This is a genomic window from Cedecea selenatireducens (assembly GCF_042138895.1).
In the GTDB taxonomy this organism is placed as follows: domain Bacteria; phylum Pseudomonadota; class Gammaproteobacteria; order Enterobacterales; family Enterobacteriaceae; genus Cedecea; species Cedecea selenatireducens.
Genome location: NZ_JBHIKW010000003.1, coordinates 484180 through 510953 on the forward strand (window position 1 = coordinate 484180; position 26774 = coordinate 510953).

Genomic DNA, 26774 nt, shown 5'->3' on the forward strand with positions numbered 1-26774 from the left:
CTATCCCCAAGGGAGACGAGTGGTTCAGATTCAGCCTGGCCCTTCTATCCCCTCTCCCCTGTGGGGAGAGGGTTAGGGTGAGGGGAAATAATTCGCTGTAGAGGAACACCCCATGGATGCAGTTAAAAAGAGCCGCTGGTGGCAAAGCGAGGGGCTGAAATGGTCAGTCATCGGCGCGTTGGGCCTGCTGGTTGGCTATCTTGTGGTTTTAATGTACGCCCAGGGGGAGTACCTGTTCGCCATTATGACGCTGATTTTAAGCTCACTTGGCCTCTATATTTTTGCGAACCGCAAGGCCTACGCCTGGCGCTATGTGTACCCCGGCATGGCCGGCATGGGGCTGTTCGTCCTGTTCCCGCTCATTTGCACCATTGCTATCGCCTTTACCAACTACAGCAGCACCAACCAACTGACGTTTGAACGCGCGCAGCAGGTGCTGATGGACCGCCAGTATCAGGCGGGTAAAACGTTCAATTTTGGGCTTTACCCGAACGGTAACGAGTGGACGCTGGCGCTCACCGACGGGGAGAGCGGTAAAAACTATGTTTCGGACAAATTCACTTTTGGCGGCGCACAAAAAATCCAGCTGAAAGAGGCAGACGCCCTGCCGGAAGGCGAGCGCGGCAACCTGCGTGTTATCACCCAAAACCGCCAGGCGCTCGGCCAGATAACCGCCGTCCTGCCGGATGAAAGCAAAGTAGTGATGAGCTCGCTGCGCCAGTTCTCCGGCACGCGCCCGCTCTACACCCTGGCGGAAAACGGTGAGCTGACCAATAACCAAAGCGGCGTAAAATACGCGCCAAATGAGCACATCGGCTATTACCAGGCGATTAACGCCGACGGCAGCTGGGCCGGTGAACAGCTAAGCCCCGGCTATACCGTTACCATCGGCTGGAAAAACTTCCTGCGCGTGTTCCACGACGACGGCATCCAGAAACCGTTCCTCGCCATCTTCGTCTGGACGGTTATCTTCTCCGTGCTGACGGTGATTCTGACCGTTGCGGTCGGCATGGTGCTGGCCTGCGTGGTGCAGTGGGAATCGCTGAAAGGCAAAGCCGCTTACCGCCTGCTGTTGATCCTGCCGTATGCGGTACCGTCGTTTATTTCGATTTTGATTTTCAAAGGTTTGTTCAACCAAAGCTTCGGCGAAATCAACATGATGCTGAGCGCGCTGTTTGGCATTAAACCGGCATGGTTTACTGACCCGATAACCGCCCGTTCGATGATCATCATCGTCAATACCTGGCTTGGCTATCCGTACATGATGATTTTGTGCATGGGACTGCTGAAGGCCATTCCTGACGACCTTTATGAAGCCTCGGCGATGGACGGCGCTGGTCCATTCCAGAACTTCTTTAAAATCACGTTGCCGCTGCTAATTAAGCCGCTAACGCCGCTGATGATTGCCAGCTTTGCGTTTAACTTTAACAACTTTGTGCTGATTCAGCTGTTGACCAACGGCGGGCCGGACCGGCTCGGGACGACCACGCCGGCAGGCTATACCGACCTGCTGGTGAGCTACACCTACCGCATCGCCTTTGAAGGCGGCGGCGGCCAGGACTTCGGCCTCGCCGCGGCTATCGCTACGCTTATCTTCCTGCTGGTTGGGGCGCTGGCTATTGTGAACCTGAAAGCCACCCGCATGAAGTTTGATTAAGGAACCTGACCTATGGCTATGGTGCAACCCAAATCTCAAAAGCTGCGTCTGTTTCTCACGCACTTTCTGCTGCTGCTGTTTATCGCGGCAATCATGTTCCCGCTGCTGATGGTTATCGCCATATCCCTGCGTCCGGGTAACTTTGCGACCGGCAGCCTGATCCCGGACCAGGTGTCCTGGGAACACTGGAAACTGGCGCTGGGCTTTAGCGTCGAGCATGCCGACGGCCGCGTGACGCCGCCGCCGTTCCCGGTCCTGCTGTGGCTGTGGAACTCGGTAAAAATTGCCGGCATTACGGCGATTAGCATCGTCGCCCTTTCCACCACCTGCGCTTACGCCTTTGCCCGTATGCGCTTCCCGGGGAAAGCGACGCTGCTGAAAGGCATGCTGATTTTCCAGATGTTCCCTGCGGTGCTGTCACTGGTGGCGCTGTATGCCCTGTTTGATCGCCTGGGCCAGTACATTCCGTTTATCGGCCTGAATACCCACGGCGGGGTTATCTTTGCTTATCTGGGCGGGATTGCGCTGCACGTCTGGACGATTAAAGGCTACTTCGAAACCATCGACGGTTCGCTTGAAGAAGCCGCCGCGCTGGACGGAGCAACGCCGTGGCAGGCGTTCCGACTGGTGCTGCTGCCGCTGTCGGTGCCGATTCTGGCGGTGGTGTTTATTCTGTCGTTTATCGGCGCGATTACCGAAGTGCCGGTGGCTTCTTTACTGCTGCGCGACGTGGACAGCTATACGCTGGCCGTAGGCATGCAGCAATACCTCAACCCGCAAAACTACCTGTGGGGCGATTTTGCCGCCGCGGCGGTGCTCTCCGCGATACCGATTACCGTGGTCTTCCTGCTGGCCCAGCGCTGGCTGGTAAGCGGCCTGACCGCCGGCGGGGTGAAAGGTTAACGTTTATCCCTGAAAGTCATTGGCTTCATCTTTATGTCGTACCACTGCAACCCTCAACTTTGACCTTAGCACTTTATTCAGGCGGCCCCAGGGCCGCCCTTTTTTATTCTCGTTTCAGGCGCTGGCTGTTGCACAGCCAGAGCGTTATCACCAGCACCAGAATCGCCGCCGAATAAATCAGCACGTCGAGCGGCGATTTATGATCGATGATAATCAGGCGCACGATCGCGGTGATGCCGATGTAGACGAAGTAGCGCAGCGGGAAGTGATAGCCCGACTGAAAGTACTTCACAATCAGCGCGATAAACTCGAAATAGAGGAAGTAAACCACCAGCCCCTCGATAAACAGATACGAGCTGGCGTCATCCCCCGGCGTGAACAGCACGGTGGCCAGGTGAATGGTTTCTTTGCCCAGGAAGATAATCAGGATCAGCCCCAGGGCTAATAAACCCAGATTGAGCACCGTCTGCATGACGGTAGAAATCCAGGCAAAACGCGGTGTCGCAGGCATAACAGCCCCTCATTATTATTGTGGTATTGAGAGGCTGTTATACTTTGAAAATGTGATCTTGATCTAGTTTATTTACTTACCTTCACTAGCGAAAATTTTCACTGCGATCGCCGGTCATGCCGTACAGGTCAAACTTACGGCCCAGCATCTGCCCGCCGTCACGCGTCAGCGGCGTCCAGGTTACCTGAGCACGGCTTCGGGTTGGGTACGCCGAGAAGATATCCAGCGGAATATTGATATAGAAGCCCTTGGTAAAGTCCCCTTCCCCGTATTCTTTCTTCGACACATTGGTGATAGTGGCGTAGGTGCCCACCACAATGCCGCTGTCAAAGTGTTTAGAGATCTCCAGCGTGCCGCCCTTATCCTGCGCCAGGTACTGGCCAATACTGAGCTTAACCAGCACATCCTGAGCAAACGGTGGCGTCCAGTAGCCGGTGATATGCCCGGTTTTGGCGCTGTAATCGGTAAATTTCATCATGTCCTGCGAACTGCGCCAGTCACGCTGTTTGACGTAGTTGCCGTTGACGCCGATCGCCCAGTTACTGTCCACCGGACGGTACAGCAGCTCGGCCCCTGCGCCGCCATACATGGTTTCCAGATAACCCGCATAAACCTGGCCGTAGATCCCATGTCCGAAGTACTGGAAGTAGTTAGCCTGCAGGTTGTTGATGTAAACATCGTTTTCTACATACTCGCGAACGTGGGTACGCACGCGCGGCAGCGTGGAATCCATTGGCGGATTGGTGTAGTTAAATTTGTCGTAGTTATTGGCGACGTTGGCAAACAGGCTGCCGCTGGTTAACAGGTGGTCCGTCAGCCAGTAATCGACGTTCCCCATCACCCCAAGCTGGTACATGTAAAAGCTTTCCGGGCCGCCGATGGACTGATTGAGAATCGGATCTATCGAGTAGTTGAAGCGCGACTTCTCGATGTAATACCCCTGCTCGGTGCTTTCAGGCACCACGGGCTCAACGCGTTTTTGCACCAGCGTAGTTTCATGCCCCAGCGGTTCGCCTGCAAGGTGATTGCGCAGGCTGGCCACGTCCGTTTCTGTGGTCACCTGCGGCAAATTGAGGCGGCTTTCGGTTATGCGGATAGTACGAATATTATCCGGCAGGTCATTCATGATAATGCGGTTGGCTCGTTCGATACCTTCGCGAGAATTACGGTATTTCACCTGCTCGCCCGTGACATAAAGCGTGTCACCTTTAACCTGAATATTTGGGTTGACCAGCCCGGCGTTGTACTTCAGATCGGTCAGCTGGTTTGCCACCACGTTGTGCTGCAGAATTTCATCCTGCGGATGAGGCTGGTATTCAGGGCGACGGGAGTCGCCGTACCCCGGCTTGAGGTCGTTAAAATTGGAGCGCAGCGTCACGCCGAACATAAAGGTATTGCCGCGCTCATAGCTCACGTTCACATCGGCCCAGTCGGCCACCCGGTAGATTGCCCCGACGTTGACGCTGCTACGCTGATCTATTTTCCCGGCAAATTCATGGCTGTAGTTGTTGCCTTCGTACTCAAGCTTCAGCCTGAGCGGCTGCCACGGCGTCTGGTACTCTACGCCCCCGAACAGCGACGTCGGGCCGTGGAACATGCCGCTAAAGTTGAAGGAGCCCGCCATGTTGTAGCTGTTATCGCGGTGACAATATTTGTCGCTGTATTCACACAAAGGGTTCTTGATATTGCCGCTGGTACCCAAATATCCCCAGCCCATGCCGAGGCTAAAATCGAACGGCCCCCAGGCTTTGCTCGCCACCACATATTCACCGTCAAACAGCCCCGTACCGCCCAGATCCCGAATACCAGCGGACACCTGAGGTAGCCAGTACCCTTCTTCCCAAAGGCGGAATTTCACGTCAAACGCTTTGTCTTTGTAGGTCTGATTGCCCGAGAACGCCTGCACGCTACTGTAGTGGCGAGTACGCACGTCGGTATAGCGCAGCGTGGCCTCCATCCAGGGGAAAAGCTGCATGGAGGCGGAGTAGAAGCGGTACTGATCGTTATCGCGATAGTTGAGGTTGAATTCCCCTTCTGGCGCCATTCGCGCCGTGGGCGTTTGCAGCAGGCCTACGCCACCAAAGTCTGCCTGAGAGGGGCCAACGGGTGCCGGATACGTTTCGGCGCGGCAGGCGGAGGTCACCGCCAGCGCAATCAGGCTATACAGGTAACGTTTTTTCATTAATCCGGTATCCGATGGGTCAGGGTATTAAGAATTTGCTGGTTCAGCTCGTCAAAGGTGGAGCTGAAAAGGCGGTCGGAGAAACCAACAAAAATGAGGCTGCCCGGCGAGGGTTCGATATGGCGTTTATTCCAGTACGCCACCGGCGCTTTTTCGGTTTTGCCATTCGGGTAAATCACCCAGGCATAGCTTCTTTCGGCCCCGCTCAACAGGCTGATGTCGTCCAGATATTCATCGACGCTACGCCCGGGCGTGAAGGGTTTAATGCCGGGTGAGCTGACTAACCCCACCAGCGTAATCGTCGTGGGCTGTGGGCCAGTCCACAGGCTGTATTCTCCCTGCAGCGGCACGTTCGCCTGCGGGCGAAGTCGAACCCAGTCGGGATCCAGATTGACAAACTGCCGCCCCGTGACGTGGATTGCGCTGAGCTGCTGGCGCAATCCGTTGATTGCCGCGCCGTCGTCTCCGCCTTCATCAGCAGCGACTTCGCCGAGCCGGGCCAAAAGCTGCTGCTGTTTTTGTTCTTCTGCCGCGCTGGCCTGCCGTTCGCTGATAACCGCTCCCGGCCACCAGCTGCGGCTGAGTTCAGGGCGCGTCACTAAATCCGCCAGCCGCTCAGCGTCTTTAATCACCTGCGGCTGCGTTTGCGGTTTGGCATAAACCGTCACGGTACTTTCTGCGTGGCTTAAGGCGCTGGCGAAAAGCAGGGCTATCAGGGGAAAGGGGATTTTTTTCATTGTTTTGCCGCCTTCACAAGAAGCGTGGTGACAGGCCAGTAGCCCGGGCCCAGATACTGTTTTGATTTGCGGATTTGCCCTTCGTCGTCCACCCAGTAGCGGTTGGTCCAGCTTTTCCCTGCCGCGGTGACCTCTTCTTCAAGAACGCGCACTTTGGTCAGGCTGCTGCCGACTTTTACGGTATCGGTACCGTCAAATTCAAAGCTGGATGTGGCGGTGGCGTAACGCACCTGCTGGTGTTCTGTCCAGGCTATCTGCCGGGTCCAGCTCGCACCCTCCGTAATCTGTTTCACTTTCGCCAGCGGGTCGCTGCCCAGGTTGGTGACTTCCGTCAGGTTGTCGCCCAGCCCGGAGGTTTTCACGATGCGGCCATTTTGCGTGACGATGACCGCTCTGTCCTGCGTCACCCATTTCTGCTGGCCGTCTTCGTTATAAGCGAGCACCACGAACAGCTGCGGGCCGTTGTTGATGCTCATGTACTGGCTCGCGTAGCGCATCTCGGCAATTTCATCATCGGTAAGCTGTACGCCACCGCCTCCGGCAATACTGTTCCAAAGCGAGGTACCCAGCCCTCTGGTGGTCGCTGAGCACGCCTGGAGTAACAGACAGACAAAGAGTATTGCGAGTCGCTGCACGGTGATTCCCCGGTTTAAAATAACCACACCGAAGTGTGGTTATGGTTAAAAACACCCTAACGTTAACGGGTGGTGGTGCTGGTCGTGGTTGTTGTGGTGGTCCCGGTGTTAGAACCGTCGCCGCCACCGGTTGCGGCTAACGCCACACCGACCGCTGACCCAACAGTGCTGGCGCTGGTTGCAGCAGAACTGCCTGCAGACACAGAGGTCGCCTGCGCGCCGGCCGCGTCACCCACTGCTACAGGGTCAGCATTCGCCGCGCCGGCGGCTGCCAGCGTTAATATGGCTAAAGCGCCATAAAGGGTTTTTCTCATTACAATTTCCCTTCATTGAATGAATGGAGATTTACCCGAAAAGGTTTCAGGCGCGATCGAGTATACACAACACAATGTGATGAATTGGCCTGCGGGAAATAAGGAGTGAACTTTAAGAAAAAGAGTAAAAATTAAATTGATAGACCTATTTATTTTACAAAAAAACAATTAAAAACAAATAACTAAGGAATAAAAAGGCAATCTCAACTTCAAGATAATCTTAAATTAAAGACGTAGATTCGGCGCGGGAAAGATAATTTTCAGATTTACCTCAGGGTGGCAATATCAGAAATTATGACGACAAGGGGATTACTCTTATAAAAAATATGCCAGCACGAGGCTGGCATATTATCAATCACGCGGGGTAATTAATCACGCCATGCTTTATAGCGGTTAATCAGGCCGTTGGTTGAGCTGTCGTGGCTGGCGATTTGTTTGTCGTCGCCCAGCTCCGGCAGGATGCGGTTAGCCAGCTGTTTGCCAAGCTCCACGCCCCACTGGTCAAAGGTGAAGATGTTCAGGATTGCGCCCTGGGTGAAGATTTTGTGCTCATACAGCGCAATCAACGCGCCCAGGCTGAACGGGGTGATTTCACGCAGCAGGATGGAGTTGGTCGGGCGGTTGCCTTCGAACACCTTAAACGGCACAACGTGGTCCAGCGTGGCAGGATCTTTACCCTGGTCACGGTATTCCTGCTCTACTACTTCGCGGGATTTACCGAACGCCAGCGCTTCGGTCTGAGCAAAGAAGTTAGACAGCAGTTTTGGATGATGATCCGACAGCGCGTTGTGGCTAATAGCCGGCGCGATGAAGTCGCAAGGTACCATTTTGGTCCCCTGGTGGATCAGCTGGTAGAACGCGTGCTGGCCGTTGGTGCCCGGCTCGCCCCAGATAATTGGGCCAGTCTGGTAGTCCACGGTGTTGCCGTTGCGGTCAACGTACTTACCGTTGGACTCCATGTTGCCCTGCTGGAAGTAGGCCGCAAAGCGGTGCATGTACTGGTCGTATGGCAGAATCGCTTCAGTTTCAGCGCCGAAGAAATTGTTGTACCAGATGCCGATCAGCGCCAGCAGAACCGGCAGGTTTTGCTCGGCAGGCGTGGTGGCGAAGTGTTTATCCATCGCGTGCGCGCCGGACAGCAGCTCAACGAAGTTGTCGTAGCCAACGGACAGGATGATGGACAGGCCAATTGCGGACCACAGAGAGTAGCGGCCGCCAACCCAGTCCCAGAACTCGAACATGTTGGCGGTGTCGATGCCAAATTCGCCGACGGCTTTGCCGTTGGTGGACAGCGCGGCAAAGTGTTTCGCCACGTGTTTTTCATCGCCAGCCGCACGCAGGAACCAGTCGCGCGCGCTGTGGGCGTTGGTCATGGTTTCCTGAGTGGTGAAGGTTTTAGACGCGACCAGGAACAGCGTGGTTTCCGGGTTCACTTTTTTCAACACTTCGGCAATGTGGGTCCCGTCAACGTTGGACACAAAATGCATGTTGAGGTGGTTTTTGTAAGGGCGCAGCCCTTCGGTGACCATGAACGGGCCGAGGTCAGAGCCGCCAATACCAATGTTAACCACGTCGGTGATGGCCTTGCCGGTGTAGCCTTTCCAGCTGCCGCTGATGATGCTTTCAGAGAAGGCTTTCATCTTCTCAAGCACCGCGTTCACTTCCGGCATCACGTCTTTGCCGTCGACCACGATAGGCGTGTTGCTGCGGTTACGCAGGGCAACGTGCAGCACGGCACGGTCTTCGGTACGGTTAATTTTTTCGCCGGCGAACATGGATTTGATCGCGCTCTGCAGGTCGGTTTCTTTCGCCAGAGCCTGCAGTTTTTCGAGGGTTTCGGTGGTGATGCGGTTTTTGGAGAAATCCACCAGCATCAGGTCATCGAAGGTTGCGGAGAACTTGCTGAAGCGGTCGTTATCTTTCGCGAACAGGTCGGAAAGCGTAACGTCTTTCATCTCATCGTAGTGTTTCTGGAGCGCCTGCCAGGCAGAGGTCTGCTTCGGGTTGATGTTTTTCATAGCAATACTCTTCTGATTTGAGAATTGTGACTTCGGTCGATTGTAGCGCCTGCAGGCAAAAATTGTGATTGATTTTATGCCATTAACCGACTGTTTCCCGTAACCCCCTAAAAAGCGGCAAAAATACCCTCTTATAAGTTAAATTCCTGATTACGGATTTAACATGAAAAATCCGCATAACCCCGCGGTTGACATGCCTTCGCTGAAGCTTTATTTATTAGGCGCTACCTGCGCTTGCGCAGGCCAGAAGAGGCGCGTTGCCCAGAAAATCGTATCTGAGAAACCAGTAACTAAGAAGATACGTGAGGGGGTGCAACGCCGAGATGATGAAGCGGCTGGTCACGCTTATTGTCGGCTGCAGGGGCTGAATCCTCTGGGTTGTCACCAGGAAACGTTCGCAGTCGAGCGTTTCATGTTCGGCTCACAAAGCCGGATAAACAAGGTGGAGCACTTCTGGGTGATATCGTAGTTCTCCTGCTCTGCGCCCACCCGTTTACCGCTCTTCCCTTGTGCCAAGGCTGAATACTTTTTTGCCAGTTGAATGGCCCCCTGACACGAGGTAGTTATGTCTCAAACCGTAGTCGCCAAATTTGGCGGTACCAGCGTCGCCGATTTTGACGCGATGAACCGCAGCGCCGATGTCGTACTGGCCGATAGCCATGTCCGCGTCGTGGTCCTTTCCGCCTCCGCCGGCGTGACTAACCTGCTGGTTGCTCTGGCCGAAGGGCTCGAAGCAACCGAGCGCTTCGTCAAGCTCGATGCCATTCGCAAAATCCAGTACAACATCGTTGAACGCCTGGCGAGCCCGGAAGTGATCCGTGAAGAGATCGACCGCCTGCTGGAAAACATCACGACGCTTGCGGAAGCCGCCTCTCTTGCGACCTCAACCGCGCTGACCGACGAACTGGTCAGCCACGGCGAACTGATGTCCACCCTGCTGTTTGTTGAGATCTTGCGTGAACGTAGCGTTGAAGCGCAGTGGTTCGATATTCGTAAAGTCATGCGTACCAATGACCGCTTTGGCCGCGCCGAGCCGGATATCGCCGCGCTGGCGGAGCTGGCAAGCCAGCAAATGCTGCCGCGCCTGGCGGAATCCCTGGTGATCACTCAGGGCTTTATCGGCAGCGAAGAAAAAGGCAGAACGACCACGCTTGGCCGCGGCGGCAGCGACTATACCGCGGCATTGCTCGGTGAAGCGCTGAATGCCGCTCGTGTGGATATCTGGACCGACGTGCCGGGCATCTACACCACCGACCCACGCATGGTGCCAGCGGCAAAACGTATCGATCGCATCGCCTTTGAAGAAGCCGCTGAAATGGCCACCTTCGGGGCGAAGGTCCTGCACCCTGCCACGCTGCTGCCCGCCGTACGCTGTGATATCCCGGTGTTTGTTGGCTCCAGTAAAGATCCGGCCGCAGGGGGGACGCTGGTGTGCAAAAAAACCGAGAATCCGCCGCTCTTCCGCGCCCTTGCGGTACGCCGTAAGCAAACGCTGCTGACGCTGCACAGCCTGCATATGCTGCATTCACGCGGTTTCCTCGCGGAAGTGTTCAGCATTCTGGCTCGCCACAATATCTCCGTGGACCTGATAACCACCTCCGAAGTGAGCGTGGCGTTGACGATGGATACCACCGGCTCAACGTCTACCGGCGACAGCCTGCTGACCACCTCGCTACTCACCGAGCTGTCGTCTCTGTGCCGCGTGGAAGTCGAAGAAAACCTGGCGCTGGTTGCCATCATCGGCAATAAGCTGTCCCAGGCCTGTGGCGTAGGCAAAGAAGTGTTCGGCGTGCTCGACCCGTTCAACATCCGCATGATTTGCTACGGCGCATCCAGCTACAACCTGTGCTTCCTGGTGCCGGGCAACGATGCCGAGCAGGTGGTGCAGAAGCTGCACCGCAACCTGTTTGAATAACAGACAAATTCATGCCATGAATACAGAAAGCCGGGCTCGCACCCGGCTTTTTTTATAACCATAAAACAACACAAACTCTGCAAGGACATCGCTATGATAGCCACCCTAACCCGGCTGTTCCCGCTTTGGGCGCTGCTGCTCTCCGTCGCTGCGTATTATACCCCTTCAACCTTTACCCCAATTGGCCCCTGGGTCAGCACGCTGCTGATGCTCATTATGTTTGGTATGGGCGTACATCTGCGACTTGAAGACTTTAAACGCGTGCTGTCGCGCCCGGCACCGGTGGCCGCAGGGATTTTTCTGCACTACCTGGTAATGCCGCTGGCGGCGTGGCTACTGGCGATGCTGTTCCATATGCCCCCCGATCTTTCCGCCGGGATGGTGCTGGTCGGCAGCGTAGCCAGCGGCACGGCTTCCAACGTCATGATTTACCTGGCCAGGGGCGACGTTGCGCTCTCCGTTACCATCTCTTCTGTTTCCACGCTGGTCGGCGTCTTCGCCACTCCGCTACTGACCCGTCTGTATGTGGATGCCGATATCAAAGTCGATGTGATGGGCATGCTGGTCAGCATTTTGCAAATCGTCATTATCCCGATTGGTCTGGGCCTGATTGTGCACCATCTGTTCCCACGCCTCGTTAAGCGCGTGGAGCCGTGGCTGCCCGCATTTTCCATGCTCTGCATTCTCGCCATCATTAGCGCAGTTGTCGCAGGCTCGGCGTCACACATCGCCTCCGTTGGCCTGGTGGTGATTATCGCGGTGATTCTGCATAACACTATTGGCCTGCTCGGCGGCTACTGGGGCGGGCGTCTCTTTGGCTTCGACGAGTCCACCTGCCGGACGCTGGCCATTGAAGTCGGTATGCAGAACTCGGGTCTCGCGGCTACGCTGGGTAAAATTTACTTCTCGCCGCTGGCGGCGCTGCCTGGCGCATTGTTTTCCGTCTGGCATAACCTTTCGGGCTCCCTGCTGGCAGGTTACTGGTCAGGTAAAGCGATAAAATCGCAGCAAAATGAGAAAAAATAGAACGATAAAAGCCTGCAAACGCAGGCTTTTTTGTCTCGTCGACGCTGGAGGTTTGCTTTACACTGAACGTCCTTTCCTGGGAGATTGCAACGATGGCTACAGCCAGACTGACACAGCAAGACATGACGGAAAGCGAACAGCGTGAGCTTAAAACACTGCTGGATCGCGCCCGCATTGCCCACGGTCGTACGTTGACCAACTCAGAAACCAATCAGGTAAAAAAAGAGTACATCGATAAGCTGATGGCGGAACGCGCGCTGGCGGCTAAGAAAGCTCGCCAGCTGAAGAAACAAAATGCATTAAAACCGGATACTTCTACCACCTATTCGTGGTCAGCCAATAACCATACGCGGGGGAAACGCTAGCTTAACGGCCCTTCTTCTTGCGGCCGGGAGAAGCAAAGCGTTTACGAGAGGCGAGCTCAGCGGGCGTTTTTGCTGAGCTTTTCGGCCCGCTGACCAGCGGCTTTTTCAACGCTGGCGTGGCCGCTTTTGGCTTCGCTTTTTTAGCCGGTGCGGCCTCAGAGGACGAGTCCTCAATCAGCTTAAACAGCTCAATCAGTTCATCATCCGTCAGGTCACGCCACTCTCCCAACGGGATCCCGGTCAGGTTAACGTTCATGATGCGCGTGCGCTCAAGCTTCGTCACTTCATAGCCAAAGTGCTCACACATGCGGCGAATCTGGCGGTTCAGCCCCTGAACCAGGGTAATACGAAACGCAAACGGCGCCTCTTTTTTGACTTTGCATTTTTTGGTGACGGTGCCAAGAATCGGCACGCCCGCGCCCATACCGCGAATAAACTCGTCGGTGACCGGTTTGTTCACCGTGACCACATACTCTTTCTCGTGGTCGTTACCGGCGCGCAGAATTTTGTTTACCAGGTCACCGTGGTTGGTGAGGAAAATCAGGCCCTGAGAGTCTTTGTCCAGGCGGCCAATAGGGAACACGCGCTTGCTGTGGTTCACGTAGTCGACGATGTTGTCTCTTTCGCCGTCTTCCGTGGTGCTCACAATCCCCACCGGTTTATTCAGGGCAATCAGCACCAGATCGTCTTCATTACGAGGCTCAATAAGCTGACCATTCACCTTCACGCTGTCGCCGGCAAAGACCTGATCGCCAATTTTGGCGCGCTTGCCGTTAATAAAAACGTTGCCCTGTTCGATGTAGCGATCGGCGTCACGGCGTGAGCAGATCCCGCTCTCGCTGATGTATTTGTTAAGACGAATAGATGAATTAGTCAGCATGGCTCCTCCGAAAACCCAGGACTATACCTTACCCGCAGGGCGTTGCGAACCGCCTTTCTCACATTAACCTGCATCTCTGGAAGCTTCCTCGTAAATATTGAAAACGTGCTGCGAATGACTTTCCAGACTGCGGCGACGGCCATTGCGCCGCTTTAGCCGCATGAATATTTTTTATACACCTATTTCTGATGTGCTTTATAAACTACAATGAATAAACTCAAACAAACGAGTGCTTTTAGCACCTGGCTAAGTTCACTTAGAGATAAAAGGGCAAAAACCGTTATTGCCGCCCGGCTTTTAAGGCTAGCGAATGGTTTACCTGGCGATGTGCAACCCGTTGGGGCAGGCATCAGCGAACTTAGAATCCATTTTGGGCCGGGCTATCGCCTTTACTACCAGCAGCGTGGGAAGCTAATCATTTTGCTTCTCTGTGGAGGGAGCAAAAATACTCAGCACAAGGATATAGTTTTAGCGAAATTGCTGGCGAAAGACTGGGAACATGAGGAAGATTTCGACGATGAATAAATTAACAGATTACGATCCTGCATCTGCATTGGTCGACAACGAGGAAATTGCTTTTTTCATGGCGGATGCCCTGGAAACCGGAGATGCAGCCTATATAGCAAAGGCGCTGGGCGTAGTTGCACGTGCAAAAGGGATGTCGCAAGTAGCCACTGAAACGGGCCTGTCTCGCGAACAGCTGTACCGTTCATTTAGTGCAGAAGGAAACCCAACGCTTAAAAGCACGCTTGCCGTGATGAAAGCGCTGGGTATTACCCTTACCGTAAAGTAGGCGCCCAGCCCATTAAGGCGCCATTTTTCTAATACTCATCCCGCTCGTCGTCATCGTCCGGCTGGTCCAGCACGCTGTAGGCGACGGAACAGAACAACGAGTTGAGGCGCTTCATATCCCCCAGCAGCCCAAGGTGCAGCGAACTGGTTTCGATGCTCTGCACGTTTTGCTGGTGCAGACGGTCAACGTGAGCGTGAGAGTAGCGGCGGTTCATAATGCGGAAACGGTGCTTGTTGCGGCGCAGGCGGCGGGCGCTGCCCAGGTCGCTTGAGAAGAATACCGACAGGCTGAGCTGCAGGTTGCTTATCAGCTGCTGAAGCAGGTTGTCCAGCTCGGTCAGGCCATCCGGCGAGAAAGCCCGGCGCGCGGCGAGCGATTTATCCGCCACTTCGCTGCCCATACGCTCGATGATGTCTGCCGCCTGTTCCAGGTTAAGCGACATTTCGATGATTTCCGCCCAGCGGCGGGACTCCATTTCCGCCAGATCTTCTTTTGGCATCTGCGCCAGATAAAGCTTGATGGCGGTATACAGCACGTCCACGTCGTCGGCCAGCTTGCGCAGCTCTTTTTCCTGACGCGGCTCGCCGTGCATTACCTTGCTCCAGGTTTCCAGCATCTGCTCCAGCACGTCCCCCATTCTGAGGGTTTCGCGCGCCGCATTAGATAACCCCAGCGCAGGCGTATCCAGCGCCGTAGGGTCGAGGTGCTTCGGCTTCATGCGGGCATCGACTTCGGGCACTTCGCTGATAACCCGGCGGCAGAAGCGCGCCATCGGCTCGGCAAAAGGCACCATCACCAGGCAGCGGATCAGGTTGTAGAACACGTGGAAGTAGATAACCAGCTCTGACTCAGGCAGCGGCAGGTGGTGCATCAGTCGGGCAAGAATGTGCACAAACGGCAGCACCAGCAGGCTACCCACCAGCTTAAACAGCAGGCTGCCAAGCGCCACACGGCGCGCTGCGGCATTCGCGGCGCTGTTGTTGATCATCGCCAGCAGACCGGAGCCGAGGTTAGCGCCAATCACCAGGCATAGCGCCACATCAAACGAAATTACTCCAGTGGACGTCAGCGTGGCCGTCAGTAAAACGGCCGCCAGGCTGGAGTAGCTGATGATGGCGAACATCGCGCCAATCAGCGCATCGAGCATGATATCGCCGGTCAGAGAAGCGAAGATGACCTGGACACCGTTCGCCTGGGTAATCGGCGTGACGGCCCCGACAATCAGCTCAAGCGCAAGCAGAATAAGGCCAAGGCCAATCCCCACGCGGCCAAGCTGCCCGGCGCGCGTTTGCTTGCGGCTGAGGAAGAAGATAACGCCGATAAAAATCAGCAGCGGCGAAAGCCACGAAAGATCGAAGGTCAGGATACGCGCCATCAGCGCCGTACCCACGTCGGCCCCCAGCACAATCACCAGCGCAGGGGTAAGCGCCACCAGGTCCTGAGCAACGAAGGACGTGACCAGCATCGTGGTGGCATTACTGCTCTGCACCAGAGCGGTCACGCCGATCCCGGCGCAGAAGGCGAGAGGTTTCTTTTCTACGCTGCGGCTAAGTACGCTGCGCAGGTTGGCGCCGTAAACGCGCATGATACCGGTACGCACGATGTGCGTGCCCCAGACCAGCAGTGAAACGGCGGAAAGCAGGTGTAACAAGGTCAGCACGGATTTTTATTCTCCTTATCGTTTTTAGGGTTCCTGAGGCAAAAATAGTCACCCTTCTTCAGTATAAGGGGTTAACTTCAATAAAGAGACAAGGCGCTCACGGAGCGCCTTGTAAGTTGTAAGGAAAGGTTATTTTTAGCGGCTAGTCGGCGTCATAACCCAGGTTTGGCGCCAGCCAGCGTTCAACCTCGCTTACCGGCATACCTTTGCGCCTCTCATAGTCCTCGACCTGGTCGCGCTGAATTTGTGCGACCGCGAAATACTTGCTGTCGGGGTGGCTGAAGTACCAGCCGGAAACCGACGCGCCGGGCCACATGGCGTAAGATTCGGTGAGCTTCATGCCAATCACGTTTTCTACGTCCAGCAGCGCCCAGATAGCCGCCTTTTCGGTGTGCTCCGGGCAGGCCGGATAACCCGGCGCCGGACGAATCCCCTGGTAATTTTCGCGAATAAGCTCCTCGTTACTGAGGTTTTCCGTCGCCGCATAGCCCCAGTAGACTTTACGTACGCGCTCGTGGAGGTATTCAGCAAAAGCTTCGGCCAGGCGATCGGCAACGGCTTTCACCATGATTTTGTTGTAATCATCGTGCTGCGCATCGTAGGCATCCGCCAGCGCGTCTTCTTCAATACCGCCGGTGACCGCAAAAGCGCCGATGTAGTCCGCTTTACCGCTGTGTTTAGGCGCGACAAAGTCGGCAATACAGTAGTTCGGGAAGCCGCTTTTTTCGGTTTGCTGGCGTAGATGACGGCTGACGGCTTTAACCTGGGTCCGCGTTTCATCGGTATAAACCTCTACGTCGTCGTCAACACGGTTCGCCGGGAACAGGCCTACTACGCCGCGCGGCGTCATCGTCTTCGTGCGGTGGAGCATATCGAGCATATCGTTGGCGTCTTTAAACAGCCGTTTTGCTTCCTCGCCAACAACCTCATCTTCCAGAATGCGTGGGTATTTGCCGGCCAGCGACCAGGTCATGAAGAACGGCGTCCAGTCGATGTAATTTCGCAGCGTCTCAATGCTGGCGGTAACCTCCTGCACGCCAGGCCGATGCGGAACCGGAGGCGTGTAACTTTCCCAGTCAAAAGGAAGGTCGTTATCCCGCGCTATCTCCAGCGTAACAGGCGGCGTGCGAGGTTTTTTGCGTGCGTGCTGGGTGCGAACCACTTCGTACTCTTTGCGGGTACGGGCCACAAATTCATCATGCTGGGTTTCTGAAAGCAGGGCAGAGACAACGCCTACGGTACGGGAGGCGTTTTGCACATATACCGTTGGGCCGCTGTAGTTCTGCTCGATTTTCACCGCGGTATGGGCTTTGGAAGTCGTCGCTCCGCCAATCAGCAGCGGCAGCGTAAAGCCCTGGCGCTCCATCTCTTTGGCGACGTTGACCATTTCATCCAGCGAAGGCGTAATAAGGCCAGAGAGGCCGATAATATCCGCGCCCACTTCGCGGGCAGTTTTCAAAATTTTCTCGCCGGGCACCATCACGCCAAGGTCGATAATTTCGTAGTTGTTACACTGCAGTACCACGCCGACGATGTTCTTGCCGATGTCGTGCACGTCACCTTTCACCGTCGCGAGGACGATCTTGCCGTTAGTCGACCCTTTTTCCTTGCTGGCTTCGATATAAGGCTCAAGATAAGCCACCGCCTGTTTCATGACGCGGGCCGATTTGACCACCTGCGGCAGGAACATTTTCCCCTCGCCAAACAGATCGCCCACCACGTTCATCCCCGCCATCAGCGGGCCTTCAATCACTTCGATTGGGCGAGCCGACTGCTGGCGAGCCTCTTCGGTATCTGCTTCGATGAATTCTGTGATCCCTTTCACCAGCGAATATTCAAGCCGCTTAACGACGTCCCAGCTGCGCCACTCGGCCTGTTGCGCATTGGCGGCTTCATCACTTTTGCTGGCGCGATATTTTTCAGCCAGCTCTAACAGCCGTTCGGTGCTGTCATCACGCCGGTTAAGAATGACGTCTTCTACAGCATCACGCAGCTCGGCCGGAAGGTCGTCGTAAATCGCCAGCTGCCCGGCGTTCACGATCCCCATGTCCATGCCGTTGCGGATCGCGTAATAGAGGAATACCGCGTGAATGGCTTCGCGTACCGGATCGTTGCCGCGGAAGGAGAAGGAGACGTTAGACACGCCGCCGGAAATCATCGCGTGCGGCAGCTCGCGCTTAATGTCTTCGCAGGCGCCGATAAAGTCCTGCGCGTAGTTGTTGTGCTCTTCGATGCCGGTCGCCACCGCGAAGATGTTCGGGTCAAAGATGATGTCTTCCGGCGGGAAGCCCACCTCTTCGGTAAGAATTTTGTAGGCCCGCCGGCAAATCTCGATTTTTCGCTCGCGGGTATCCGCCTGGCCCGCTTCGTCGAACGCCATCACCACCATCGCCGCACCGTAGCGACGCACCAGCTTCGCGTGATGAATAAACGGCTCAATGCCTTCCTTCATCGAGATGGAGTTGACGATGCCTTTGCCCTGAATGCACTTCAGCCCTTTCTCGATGACGTCCCATTTCGAGGAGTCGATCATGATTGGCACGCGGGCGATATCCGGCTCGCCGGCAATCAGGTTGAGGAAGCGCACCATCGCCGCTTCGGCGTCGAGCATCCCCTCGTCCATGTTGATGTCAATTATCTGCGCGCCGCTGGCGACCTGCTGCAGCGCAACGTCCAGCGCCTCGCTGTATTTTTCTTCTTTTATCAGCCGCTTGAATTTAGCCGAGCCGGTGACGTTGGTGCGTTCGCCTACGTTCACAAACAGGCTGTCCGCGCTAATGTTCAGCGGCTCAAGTCCGGCCAGGCGGCAGGCAACCGGCAGTTCGGGGAGCTTACGCGGCGCAACGCCAGCCACCGCTTTGCTCATCGCAGCAATGTGCGCAGGCGTTGTCCCGCAGCAGCCGCCAACAATGTTCAGGAATCCGGCCTGCGCCCATTCGCCAATCTGCTGGGCCATCACTTTCGCATCGAGATCGTACTCGCCGAAAGCATTTGGCAGACCAGCGTTAGGGTGAGCGGTTACGTAGCACTCGGCAATACGCGACAGCTCAGCCACGTACTGGCGCAGCTCGTCCGGCCCCAGCGCGCAGTTAAGCCCGAAGGAGAGCGCATCGGCATGGCGCAGGGAGTTATAGAAAGCTTCCGTCGTCTGACCGGAAAGCGTGCGGCCTGACGCATCGGTAATCGTGCCGGAAATCATAATCGGCAGGTCAACGCCGAGCGCTTCAAACTCAGCCTTTACGGCGAAGATGGCGGCTTTGGCGTTCAGGGTGTCGAACACCGTTTCGATCATGATCAGGTCGGCCCCGCCTTCCACCAGCGCCCTGGACGATTCACGGTAAGCGGCGACCAGTTGATCAAAAGTGATGTTGCGGAAAGCCGGGTCGTTCACGTCCGGGGAGATTGAAGCCGTGCGGTTGGTTGGGCCTAACACACCGGCGACATAGCGTGGTTTTTCCGGCGTACGTGCCGTCCATTCATCGGCACAGGCACGAGCCAGCTTCGCGGCTTCGTAGTTAATTTCCGCCGACAGCGATTCCATTTGGTAGTCAGCCATCGCAATCGTGGTGGAGTTGAAGGTGTTGGTTTCAACGATGTCTGCGCCAGCCTCAAAGTAGGCGTAGTGAATCGCGGTGATGATTTCCGGCTTGCTGAGCACCAGCAGGTCATTGTTGCCCTTGAGGTCGCACGGCCAGTCGGCAAAACGCTCCCCGCGGAAGTCGTTCTCATCAAGACGATAGCTCTGGATCATGGTCCCCATGCCACCGTCCAGCACCAGAATGCGTTCACTCAGTTGTTGCTTCAGCTTCTCTACGTTGTTACTCACGCTCACTCCCACCTTTTTTCCCTGACTGACGGACCTGCAGCCCCATACTTGCACAAACTACAGGGTCGTAAAAGCCGCACGTCAGGAACATGAGAGATGTTCAGCATCACTCATCCGATCAGTCCGTGAGCGGTTGCAAATTCGCCAAATAAAACGAAAATGATTTCCACGATACGAAAAAGGAGTCCGGTATGGTTGCTACAGTCCCCGCTAAACGAGGTAAGAAACCCCGCGCCGCAGCCGCTGCTGCCCCGCAGGTCACCGGGCAGGTTCAATCACTCACTCGCGGCCTCAAACTGCTGGAGTGGATTGCCGAATCTCACGGCAGCGTGGCGTTGACCGAGCTTGCCCAGCAGGCCGGCCTGCCAAACTCCACGACCCACCGTCTGCTGACCACGATGCAGCAGTTAGGCTTCGTTCACCAGGTAGGCGATTTGGGCCACTGGACGATTGGCGCTCACGCTTTTGTCGTCGGCAGCAGCTTCCTGCAAAGCCGCAACCTGCTGGCTATCGTGCACCCAATTCTGCGCAAGCTGATGGAAGCCTCCGGCGAAACCGTTAACCTCGCGGTGCTCGACAAGAGCGATCATCAGGCGATTATTATCGACCAGGTTCAGTGCACGCAGTTGATGCGCATGTCGGCCCCCATTGGCGGCAAGTTGCCTATGCACGCTTCCGGCGCAGGCAAGGCGTTTCTGGCTCATCTCAACGATGACGAACTGGCGGGCCTGCTGCACCGCAAGGGCTTACACAGCTACACGCCCGCAACGCTGACTTCACCGCTGCATTTAAAAGAAGATTTAGCGCAAACGCGCAAGCGGGGTTACTCGTTTGACGATGAAGAACATGCGCTGGGGCTACGCTGCGTGGCCTCCTGCATCTACGACGAGCACCACGAGGCGTTTGCTGCCATCTCCATTTCTGGCCCGATTTCGCGCATCACCGATGACCGGGTGACGGAGATTGGCGCACTGGTCATTAAGGCAGCGAAGGAAATAACGCTGGCATACGGCGGCGGGCGCTAACCCGCCCGCTTCACTTCGCCAAACCGCTGGCTGAAACGCTGGCGGCGGCGGTAGGCGAAGACATCTTCGACATAGCCCTCGCGGATGCGGGTTTGCAAAGCTCGCCAAAAGTCGGCGCGGAACAGGTCAGCGTGCATTTCATCGAATAGCGGGCGAATACGCCTGTCCGCGCAAAGATAGTGCCTGAATTCCTCCGGGAAGACATCGCCCGGCGAGATGCTGTACCAGGGCTCGGAGGACAACTCATCCTCTGGGTAACGTGGCGGCGGAATATCCCGGAAATTTACCTCGGTCATATAGCAAATTTCATCGTAATCGTAGAACACCACTCGCCCGTGGCGCGTCACGCCAAAGTTTTTAAAGAGCATGTCACCGGGGAAAATATTAGCCGCCGCCAGTTGGCGAATGGCGTTGCCGTACTCTTCCACCGCATCCCTCAACTGCTGACCTTCAACCTGCTCAAGCCACAGGTTGAGCGGCACCATTCGCCGTTCTATATAAAGATGACTTATGGCAATGCGGTCGCCAAGATCGGTGAGTTTTTCCGGGACTTCTTCACGCAGCAGCGCCATCAGTTCAGGGCTAATTTGCTGCTTATCCAGCACGAAGTTTTCAAACTCCTGGGTATCCGCCATGCGCCCCACGCGATCGTGCTCTTTTACCAGCTGGTAGCAGGCACGAACCCTTTCGGCGGTGACTTCTTTCTGCGGCGCGAACCTGTCCTTTATCACCTTAAAAACACGATCGAAGCCCGGCAGCGTGAAGACTAGCATCACCATGCCACGAATGCCCGGCGCCTCAATAAACTGCTCGGGCGTGTTGTTAATGTAGGTCAGATATTCGCGATAGCTTTCGGTTTTGCCGTGCTTCTGGCAGCCGATTGCCATATACAGTTCGGCGGTGGTTTTGCCCGGTAAAATCTCGCGCAGCCACTCGACGAGCGCGGCGGGAAAAGGGGCATAAACCATAAAGTAAGAACGGGCGAAGCCAAAAACGATGCTGGCTTCAGGTGAACTGGTCAGGCAGGTATCCACCATTAAGCGGCCATCATCTGTGCGGTGGATCGGCAGCAAAAATGGAATTGTTCTCCCCTGCAGTACCAGTTTGCCAACCAGCCAGGCGGCTTTATTGCGATAAAACAGCTCGTTGGCGACTTCGAGCGTGGCCGTACGCAATGCTTCTGCGCCGAACGTTTCATGGAGATGGGCAAGAATAAAACCAACGTCCCGCGCAATATCCTGCCAGGGAAGACGCAGCGGGAGATCGGAGAGCAAGGTGGTGAGCAATGTCGTCCAGCCCTGCTCCGGGAAAAAGGTTTTAGCCAGCGGACGAGGCAGCGGCCGGAGCTGTTTGCCAGCCTGCGAGCTAAAGATAAAAAGCCGCTCGGGAGTAAGCGAGCGGTGATCGAAGAGCCGACAATAGACGGAATTAAAAAAGCTTTCGGCAATTTCAAAACGCGGATAATCCGGCAAAAGCCTGGTGTACTGCTCTTTCACGCGCAGCAAAAAGGCCGCATCGGTATTCTGGCCGCCGGTAATACAGCGAAGCTGCTCTACGACGAGCCCTACGTGATGATCGTAAAGATTGATACGGCTTTTCATCGCCTGCTGAACGGCGTGCCAGTCGGCCTGTTCAAAGCGCTGCTGCGCACCCGCGGTGACCTCAAGAAATCGACCGTATTGCGCATCGAACCCTTGCAGGATGGTGTGGGCAATTAACAGCTCCAGCCTGTGTGACATTTATTTCTCCCCTCACCCCGGCCCTCTCCCAAAGGAGAGGGGGAAAATAAAGTTTGTTCAGAACTGTTCTTCTTCGGTAGAACCAGTCAACGCGGTTACGGAAGAGGCGCCGCCCTGAATGATGGTAGTGACGCGGTCGAAGTAGCCGGTACCCACTTCCTGCTGATGAGAGACGAAGGTATAACCTTCGGAAGCCGCAGCAAACTCAGGCTGCTGTACCTTCTCAACATAGTGGCGCATCCCCTCGCCCTGAGCATAAGAGTGCGCCAGGTCGAACATGTTGAACCACATGCTGTGGATCCCCGCCAGGGTGATGAACTGGTACTTGTAGCCCATGTCCGACAGTTCTTGCTGGAAGGAAGCGATGGTTTTGTCATCGAGATTTTTCTTCCAGTTGAACGATGGCGAACAGTTGTAGGCCAGCAGCTTGCCAGGGAAGCGAGCGTGGATCGCTTCGGCAAAGCGACGGGCCTGGTCCAGATCGGGTTTAGAGGTTTCACACCAGACCAGGTCGGCATAAGGGGCATAGGCCAGGCCACGGCTGATAGCCTGCTCAATGCCAGCCCGAGTGCGATAGAAACCTTCCTGCGTACGTTCGCCGGTGACGAACTCGCGGTCATATTCGTCGCAGTCGGAGGTGATCAGATCTGCCGCATCGGCATCGGTACGGGCAATCAGCAGTGTAGGAACGCCCATCACGTCCGCCGCCAGACGAGCGGCGATTAATTTCTGGATAGCCTCCTGGGTCGGGACCAATACTTTGCCGCCCATATGACCGCACTTTTTCACCGAGGCAAGCTGGTCTTCAAAGTGTACCGCCGCTGCACCGGCCTGAATCATCGACTTCATCAGCTCGAAGGCGTTTAGCACGCCACCAAAGCCTGCCTCAGCGTCGGCAACGATCGGCAGGAAGTAGTCAACGTGGCGCGGGTCGCCCGGCTCAATATTCGACGCCCACTGGATCTGATCCGCGCGCTGGAAGCTGTTGTTGATCCTGTCGACTACCGCAGGAACGGAGTTAGCCGGGTAGAGCGACTGATCCGGATACATGCTGGAGGCCAGGTTAGCATCCGCCGCCACCTGCCAGCCGGATAAGTAGATAGCTTCGATACCCGCTTTAGCCTGCTGCAAAGCCTGGCCACCGGTTAACGCCCCCAGACTGTTTACGTAGCCTTTTTTCGACTCGCCGTGCAGCAGACGCCAGAGCTTCGCCGCCCCGTGCTGCGCCAGCGTGCATTCCGGGTTCAGCGAACCGCGCAGTTTCACCACGTCTTCTGCGCTGTAGGTACGCTCAATGCCTTCCCAACGCGGTTGTGTCCATTCTTGTTGTACTTGTTGAATCTGTTGGCTACGAGAGGTTTTCATTGCAGATGCTCCATTTTTATAGGGTTAGGTTCAGGCAAGCAGGCGGTAGCCCGGCAGCGTCAGGAAGTCGATTAACTCTTCTGAGGTGGTAATTTGTTCCATCAGCCGTGCGGCTTCATCGAAGCGCCCCTGGCTATAACGCTGGTCCCCCAGCTCGGCCTGAATCACCAACATCTCTTCGGCAAGCATCTGGCGAAACAGCGATTTAGTGACGGTCTGGCCGTTGCTCAGCGTCTTCTGGTGATGGATCCATTGCCAGATGGAAGTACGGGAAATTTCAGCGGTCGCGGCATCCTCCATCAGCCCATAGATAGGCACGCAGCCGTTGCCGGAGATCCACGCCTCGATGTACTGCACTGCAACGCGGATGTTGGCGCGCATGCCTTCTTCGGTACGCTCCCCAGGGCAAGGCTCAAGCAGCTGGGCCGCGGTAATGGGAACATCTTCGCTGCGGCTGATGTCCAGCTGGTTCTGACGCTCACCCAGCGCTTTGCCAAATACCTCGACAACCGTGTCCGCAAGGCCTGGGTGAGCAATCCAGGTGCCGTCGTGGCCGTTGTTGGCCTCCATCTCTTTGTCCGCTTTGACTTTATTCAGCACCCATTCATTACGCGCGCTGTCTTTGCTTGGGATAAAGGCCGCCATACCGCCCATCGCAAAAGCGCCCCGGCGATGGCATGTTTTAATCAGCAGGCGCGAGTAAGCATTCAGGAACGGTTTGTCCATCGTCACGGACTGTCTGTCGGGCAGGACGCGATCCGGATGGTTTTTCAGGGTTTTGATGTAGCTGAAGATGTAGTCCCAGCGCCCACAGTTCAGGCCGACAATGTGATCTTTCAGCGCGTGCAGGATCTCGTCCATCTGGAAGACTGCCGGTAACGTTTCGATCAGCAGAGTGGCCTTGATGGTGCCCCGCGGCAAATCGAAGCGATCTTCCGTAAAGCTGAATACTTCGCTCCACCAGGCGGCTTCCTGCCACGACTGCGTTTTCGGCAGGTAGAAGTAAGGGCCGCTGCCTTTGGCCAACAAGGCATCAACGTTGTGGAAGAAATAGAGCCCGAAGTCGAACAGGCTGCCCGGAATGGCTTCCCCACGCCAGGTCACGTGTTTTTCAGGCAGGTGCAGGCCGCGTACGCGGCAAACCAGTACCGCCGGGTCGGGCTTTAGCTGATAAATTTTTCCCGCTTCGTTGGTCCAGCTGATGGTGCCATTAACCGCATCGCGCAGGTTGATCTGGCCATCGATAACCTTGCTCCAGCTCGGTGCCAGGGAATCCTCAAAGTCGGCCATAAATACTTTTACGTTAGCATTCAGGGCATTGATAACCATTTTGCGTTCAACCGGCCCGGTAATTTCAACCCGCCGGTCGAGAAGATCCTGTGGAATGCCGCGAATTTGCCAGTCACTCTTTCGAATGGAATCGGTTTCCGAATTAAAATCAGGCAGCTTTCCTGCATCAATAGCCTGCTGCTCCGCAATACGAGCCGCCAGCAGCTTATTGCGCTGTGGGGTAAAGCGGGCTACCAGGTCGCTGAGGAAATCAACGGCTTCAGGGGTGAGAATCTGTCTCTCCTGGTCACCAAACGGCTGGCTAAAGGCCAGCTCTTCGCTAACTGTCTGTTGTGTCATTCGGTTACTCCTTCGTCTTATCCCGTCGAGACGGCCAAAAGTGAATCGCGCACGGCTGTGCAGTTTTCATGCAACAGAATTAAGACTACTTGATGAATTTTTAAAATCAAAAACAATTTCCATTTTTGAATTTAAATTCATTTATCACATTGATATTTATAAGATTAAAGTTTAAACAAGGAGGGAAGTGGTTTTCAGAATATAAAAAAGGCGCCGGAGGCGCCTGTGGTGGGAAGCTGAAACGCTTAATCCAGCGTAGGGTTCATGCGGCGGAGATCGAATGGCGTGATCTGGTAGACGTAATAGTTCAGCCAGTTGGTGAACAGTAAATTGCCATGGCTACGCCAGGTGGCACGAGGTTTTTTCGCCGGATCGTCCCCAGGGAAGTAGTTATAGGGCACATCAGGCTCGAGTCCCGCATCAACATCGCGGAAATACTCTCCGGACAGCGTTAAAGGATCGTATTCCGGATGGCCCGTCACGAATGCGATGCGCTTATCCCTGCTGCCAAACAGATAGGCATCGCCCTGTTCGGTTTCGGCAAAAATCTCCAGATCCGTATAATCGCGGATCAGCTGGGCGGGGAAGTCGGCATAGCGAGAGTGCGGCGCAAGAAATGAATCGTCAAAGCCGCGCGTCAGCAAAGCATGAGGCTGGGTGACATGGTGCTCATAGACGCCAGAGAGTTTTTCATCCCGAGTTTGCTTCGGAATGCCATACAAAATATTCAGCGCGGCCTGCACGGCCCAGCAGACAAACAGCGTAGAGGTGACATGATCTTTGGCCCACTCCAGGACCTGCTGGATCTGTGGCCAGTAAGCGACGTCGTTAAATTCGACCAGGCCAAGCGGCGCGCCGGTCACAATCAGGCCATCATAGTTATCGTGCTGGATATCTTCAAAATTGCAGTAAAAGTTATTGAGATGTTCGCTCGGCGTGTTGCGAGATTCACGGCTATCAATGCGCAGCAGCTGGATGTCCACCTGCAGCGGAGAGTTGGAGAGCAGCCGCAGGAACTGGTTTTCCGTCTCAATTTTCTTCGGCATCAGATTCAGGATCAGTACCTTTAGCGGACGTATTTCCTGATTACTGGCGCGCGATGAAGTCATCACAAAGACGTTTTCCTCACGCAGGAAATTGACGGCTGGTAGCTCGTCCTGCACCCGAATCGGCATAACCTTATATCCTCAAAGCATACGTTTAAACGTTTAGACATCCAGACACCTGACAATACCGAGTTTGGCAATCAATGTCGAGTCAGAAGCGAAAAGGTGAAAATGTTTCATTTAGCGGAGATGGCTAAGATCAGGGCTTTACGCTGGAATGAGGGCCGAAATGCAGTGAATGAGTCTATCCGCTGTGACGTGAAAATTAGCAGGGCATAGAAAGCAAAAAACCCCAGCCGTCAGGCTGAGGTTTTTTGTTTTATTTGATGCCTGGCAGTTGTATGCCGGGCTGTCCTGCCCGTCACCCTGCGGGCAGCCTCCGGCTGTGCAAAATCGTTCCCGACGATTTTGTCCTACTCAGGAGACCGCTCCCCGACAAACAACAGATAAAACAAAAGGCCCAGTCTTTCGACTGAGCCTTTCGTTTT

General features: G+C 55.5%; 21 protein-coding genes and 1 riboswitch. Of the genes, 8 read left to right on the forward strand and 13 right to left on the reverse strand.

The annotated features are described in order from the left end of the window. Positions 1–112 precede the first annotated feature (112 nt). Together malF and malG are read left to right on the forward strand one after the other, a co-directional pair. The gene (gene malF, locus ACE38U_RS07750) at positions 113–1657 is read left to right on the forward strand and encodes a maltose ABC transporter permease MalF (protein ID WP_038476714.1); all 1545 of its coding nucleotides are present in this window, start codon (positions 113–115) and stop codon (positions 1655–1657) included. Between the two features lie 12 nt (positions 1658–1669). Beyond that, positions 1670–2560, forward strand: a complete 891-nt coding sequence (gene malG, locus ACE38U_RS07755; RefSeq protein WP_038476716.1) for a maltose ABC transporter permease MalG — start codon at positions 1670–1672, stop codon at positions 2558–2560. A 103-nt stretch (positions 2561–2663) separates the two neighbouring features. On the opposite strand, the gene psiE is transcribed toward malG, so the two are convergent. The 6 genes from psiE to pgi form a co-directional block, all read right to left on the reverse strand. Continuing rightward, positions 2664–3071 (reverse strand): phosphate-starvation-inducible protein PsiE, encoded by a 408-nt coding sequence (psiE, locus tag ACE38U_RS07760; RefSeq protein WP_038476718.1) that lies wholly within the window; start codon positions 3069–3071, stop codon positions 2664–2666. Between the two features lie 85 nt (positions 3072–3156). Further along, complete coding sequence (locus ACE38U_RS07765; RefSeq protein ID WP_176981242.1) at positions 3157–5253, reverse strand: YjbH domain-containing protein; 2097 nt, start codon at positions 5251–5253, stop codon at positions 3157–3159. Continuing rightward, positions 5253–5990 carry a capsule biosynthesis GfcC family protein gene (locus ACE38U_RS07770; protein WP_375529430.1) on the reverse strand — a complete coding sequence of 246 codons (738 nt, stop codon included), beginning with the start codon at positions 5988–5990 and terminating at the stop codon, positions 5253–5255. Before ACE38U_RS07770 ends, ACE38U_RS07765 begins: the two co-directional genes overlap by 1 nt. Next, positions 5987–6625 (reverse strand): YjbF family lipoprotein, encoded by a 639-nt coding sequence (locus ACE38U_RS07775; protein WP_375529431.1) that lies wholly within the window; start codon positions 6623–6625, stop codon positions 5987–5989. Before ACE38U_RS07775 ends, ACE38U_RS07770 begins: the two co-directional genes overlap by 4 nt. A 62-nt stretch (positions 6626–6687) precedes the next feature. Further along, positions 6688–6939 carry an exopolysaccharide production protein YjbE gene (yjbE, locus tag ACE38U_RS07780; protein ID WP_038476726.1) on the reverse strand — a complete coding sequence of 84 codons (252 nt, stop codon included), beginning with the start codon at positions 6937–6939 and terminating at the stop codon, positions 6688–6690. A gap of 368 nt (positions 6940–7307) precedes the next feature. Beyond that, positions 7308–8957, reverse strand: a complete 1650-nt coding sequence (pgi, locus tag ACE38U_RS07785; protein WP_375529432.1) for a glucose-6-phosphate isomerase — start codon at positions 8955–8957, stop codon at positions 7308–7310. A gap of 239 nt (positions 8958–9196) precedes the next feature. Then, positions 9197–9418: riboswitch (Lysine riboswitch) on the forward strand. Positions 9419–9522: 104 nt separating this feature from the next. Here pgi and lysC point away from each other — a divergent pair. From lysC to ACE38U_RS07800, 3 genes are all read left to right on the forward strand, one after another. Then, positions 9523–10872, forward strand: coding sequence for a lysine-sensitive aspartokinase 3 (lysC, locus tag ACE38U_RS07790; protein WP_375529433.1), 1350 nt, complete (start codon positions 9523–9525; stop codon positions 10870–10872). Positions 10873–10965: 93 nt separating this feature from the next. Then, on the forward strand, positions 10966–11898 hold the full coding sequence (panS, locus tag ACE38U_RS07795) for a ketopantoate/pantoate/pantothenate transporter PanS (RefSeq protein ID WP_176983101.1): 933 nt from the start codon (positions 10966–10968) through the stop codon (positions 11896–11898). Between the two features lie 92 nt (positions 11899–11990). After that, a complete protein-coding gene (locus ACE38U_RS07800) occupies positions 11991–12263 on the forward strand; it encodes a YjbD family protein (RefSeq protein ID WP_038483020.1) in 273 nt (90 codons plus the stop codon). A gap of 1 nt (position 12264) precedes the next feature. Here the strand turns inward: ACE38U_RS07800 and rluF are convergent, their stop codons facing one another. Continuing rightward, the gene (gene rluF, locus ACE38U_RS07805; RefSeq protein ID WP_375529434.1) at positions 12265–13143 is read right to left on the reverse strand and encodes a 23S rRNA pseudouridine(2604) synthase RluF; all 879 of its coding nucleotides are present in this window, start codon (positions 13141–13143) and stop codon (positions 12265–12267) included. 207 nt (positions 13144–13350) lie between these two features. Here rluF and ACE38U_RS07810 point away from each other — a divergent pair, with 207 nt between their 5' ends. Together ACE38U_RS07810 and ACE38U_RS07815 are read left to right on the forward strand one after the other, a co-directional pair. Then, the gene (locus ACE38U_RS07810) at positions 13351–13668 is read left to right on the forward strand and encodes a type II toxin-antitoxin system RelE/ParE family toxin (protein WP_375529435.1); all 318 of its coding nucleotides are present in this window, start codon (positions 13351–13353) and stop codon (positions 13666–13668) included. Beyond that, positions 13661–13936, forward strand: coding sequence for an addiction module antidote protein (locus ACE38U_RS07815; RefSeq protein ID WP_038476738.1), 276 nt, complete (start codon positions 13661–13663; stop codon positions 13934–13936). Before ACE38U_RS07810 ends, ACE38U_RS07815 begins: the two co-directional genes overlap by 8 nt. Positions 13937–13964: 28 nt before the next feature. Here ACE38U_RS07815 and ACE38U_RS07820 read toward each other — a convergent pair whose 3' ends face one another. Together ACE38U_RS07820 and metH are read right to left on the reverse strand one after the other, a co-directional pair. After that, positions 13965–15596 (reverse strand): Na/Pi cotransporter family protein, encoded by a 1632-nt coding sequence (locus tag ACE38U_RS07820; RefSeq protein WP_038476740.1) that lies wholly within the window; start codon positions 15594–15596, stop codon positions 13965–13967. A gap of 142 nt (positions 15597–15738) precedes the next feature. Further along, positions 15739–19422, reverse strand: a complete 3684-nt coding sequence (metH, locus tag ACE38U_RS07825) for a methionine synthase (protein WP_375529436.1) — start codon at positions 19420–19422, stop codon at positions 15739–15741. Positions 19423–19613: 191 nt separating this feature from the next. Between metH and iclR the strand changes: the two genes are divergently transcribed. Next, positions 19614–20447: a glyoxylate bypass operon transcriptional repressor IclR gene (gene iclR, locus ACE38U_RS07830; RefSeq protein ID WP_038476742.1), complete on the forward strand. Its 834-nt coding sequence runs from the start codon at positions 19614–19616 to the stop codon at positions 20445–20447. Here the strand turns inward: iclR and aceK are convergent. The 4 genes from aceK to metA all read right to left on the reverse strand — a co-directional run bounded on the left by aceK (position 20444) and on the right by metA (position 26355). After that, a complete protein-coding gene (aceK, locus tag ACE38U_RS07835) occupies positions 20444–22186 on the reverse strand; it encodes a bifunctional isocitrate dehydrogenase kinase/phosphatase (RefSeq protein WP_375529437.1) in 1743 nt (580 codons plus the stop codon). The two genes, iclR and aceK, sit on opposite strands and share 4 nt — an antisense overlap. 57 nt (positions 22187–22243) lie before the next feature. Next, entirely contained in the window at positions 22244–23551 is a 1308-nt protein-coding gene (gene aceA / locus ACE38U_RS07840; protein ID WP_038476747.1) for an isocitrate lyase, read from the reverse strand. Between the two features lie 30 nt (positions 23552–23581). Next, the gene (gene aceB / locus ACE38U_RS07845; RefSeq protein WP_375529438.1) at positions 23582–25180 is read right to left on the reverse strand and encodes a malate synthase A; all 1599 of its coding nucleotides are present in this window, start codon (positions 25178–25180) and stop codon (positions 23582–23584) included. A 245-nt stretch (positions 25181–25425) separates the two neighbouring features. Further along, positions 25426–26355, reverse strand: a complete 930-nt coding sequence (metA, locus tag ACE38U_RS07850) for a homoserine O-acetyltransferase MetA (RefSeq protein ID WP_038476751.1) — start codon at positions 26353–26355, stop codon at positions 25426–25428. Between the last annotated feature and the right edge of the window lie 419 nt (positions 26356–26774).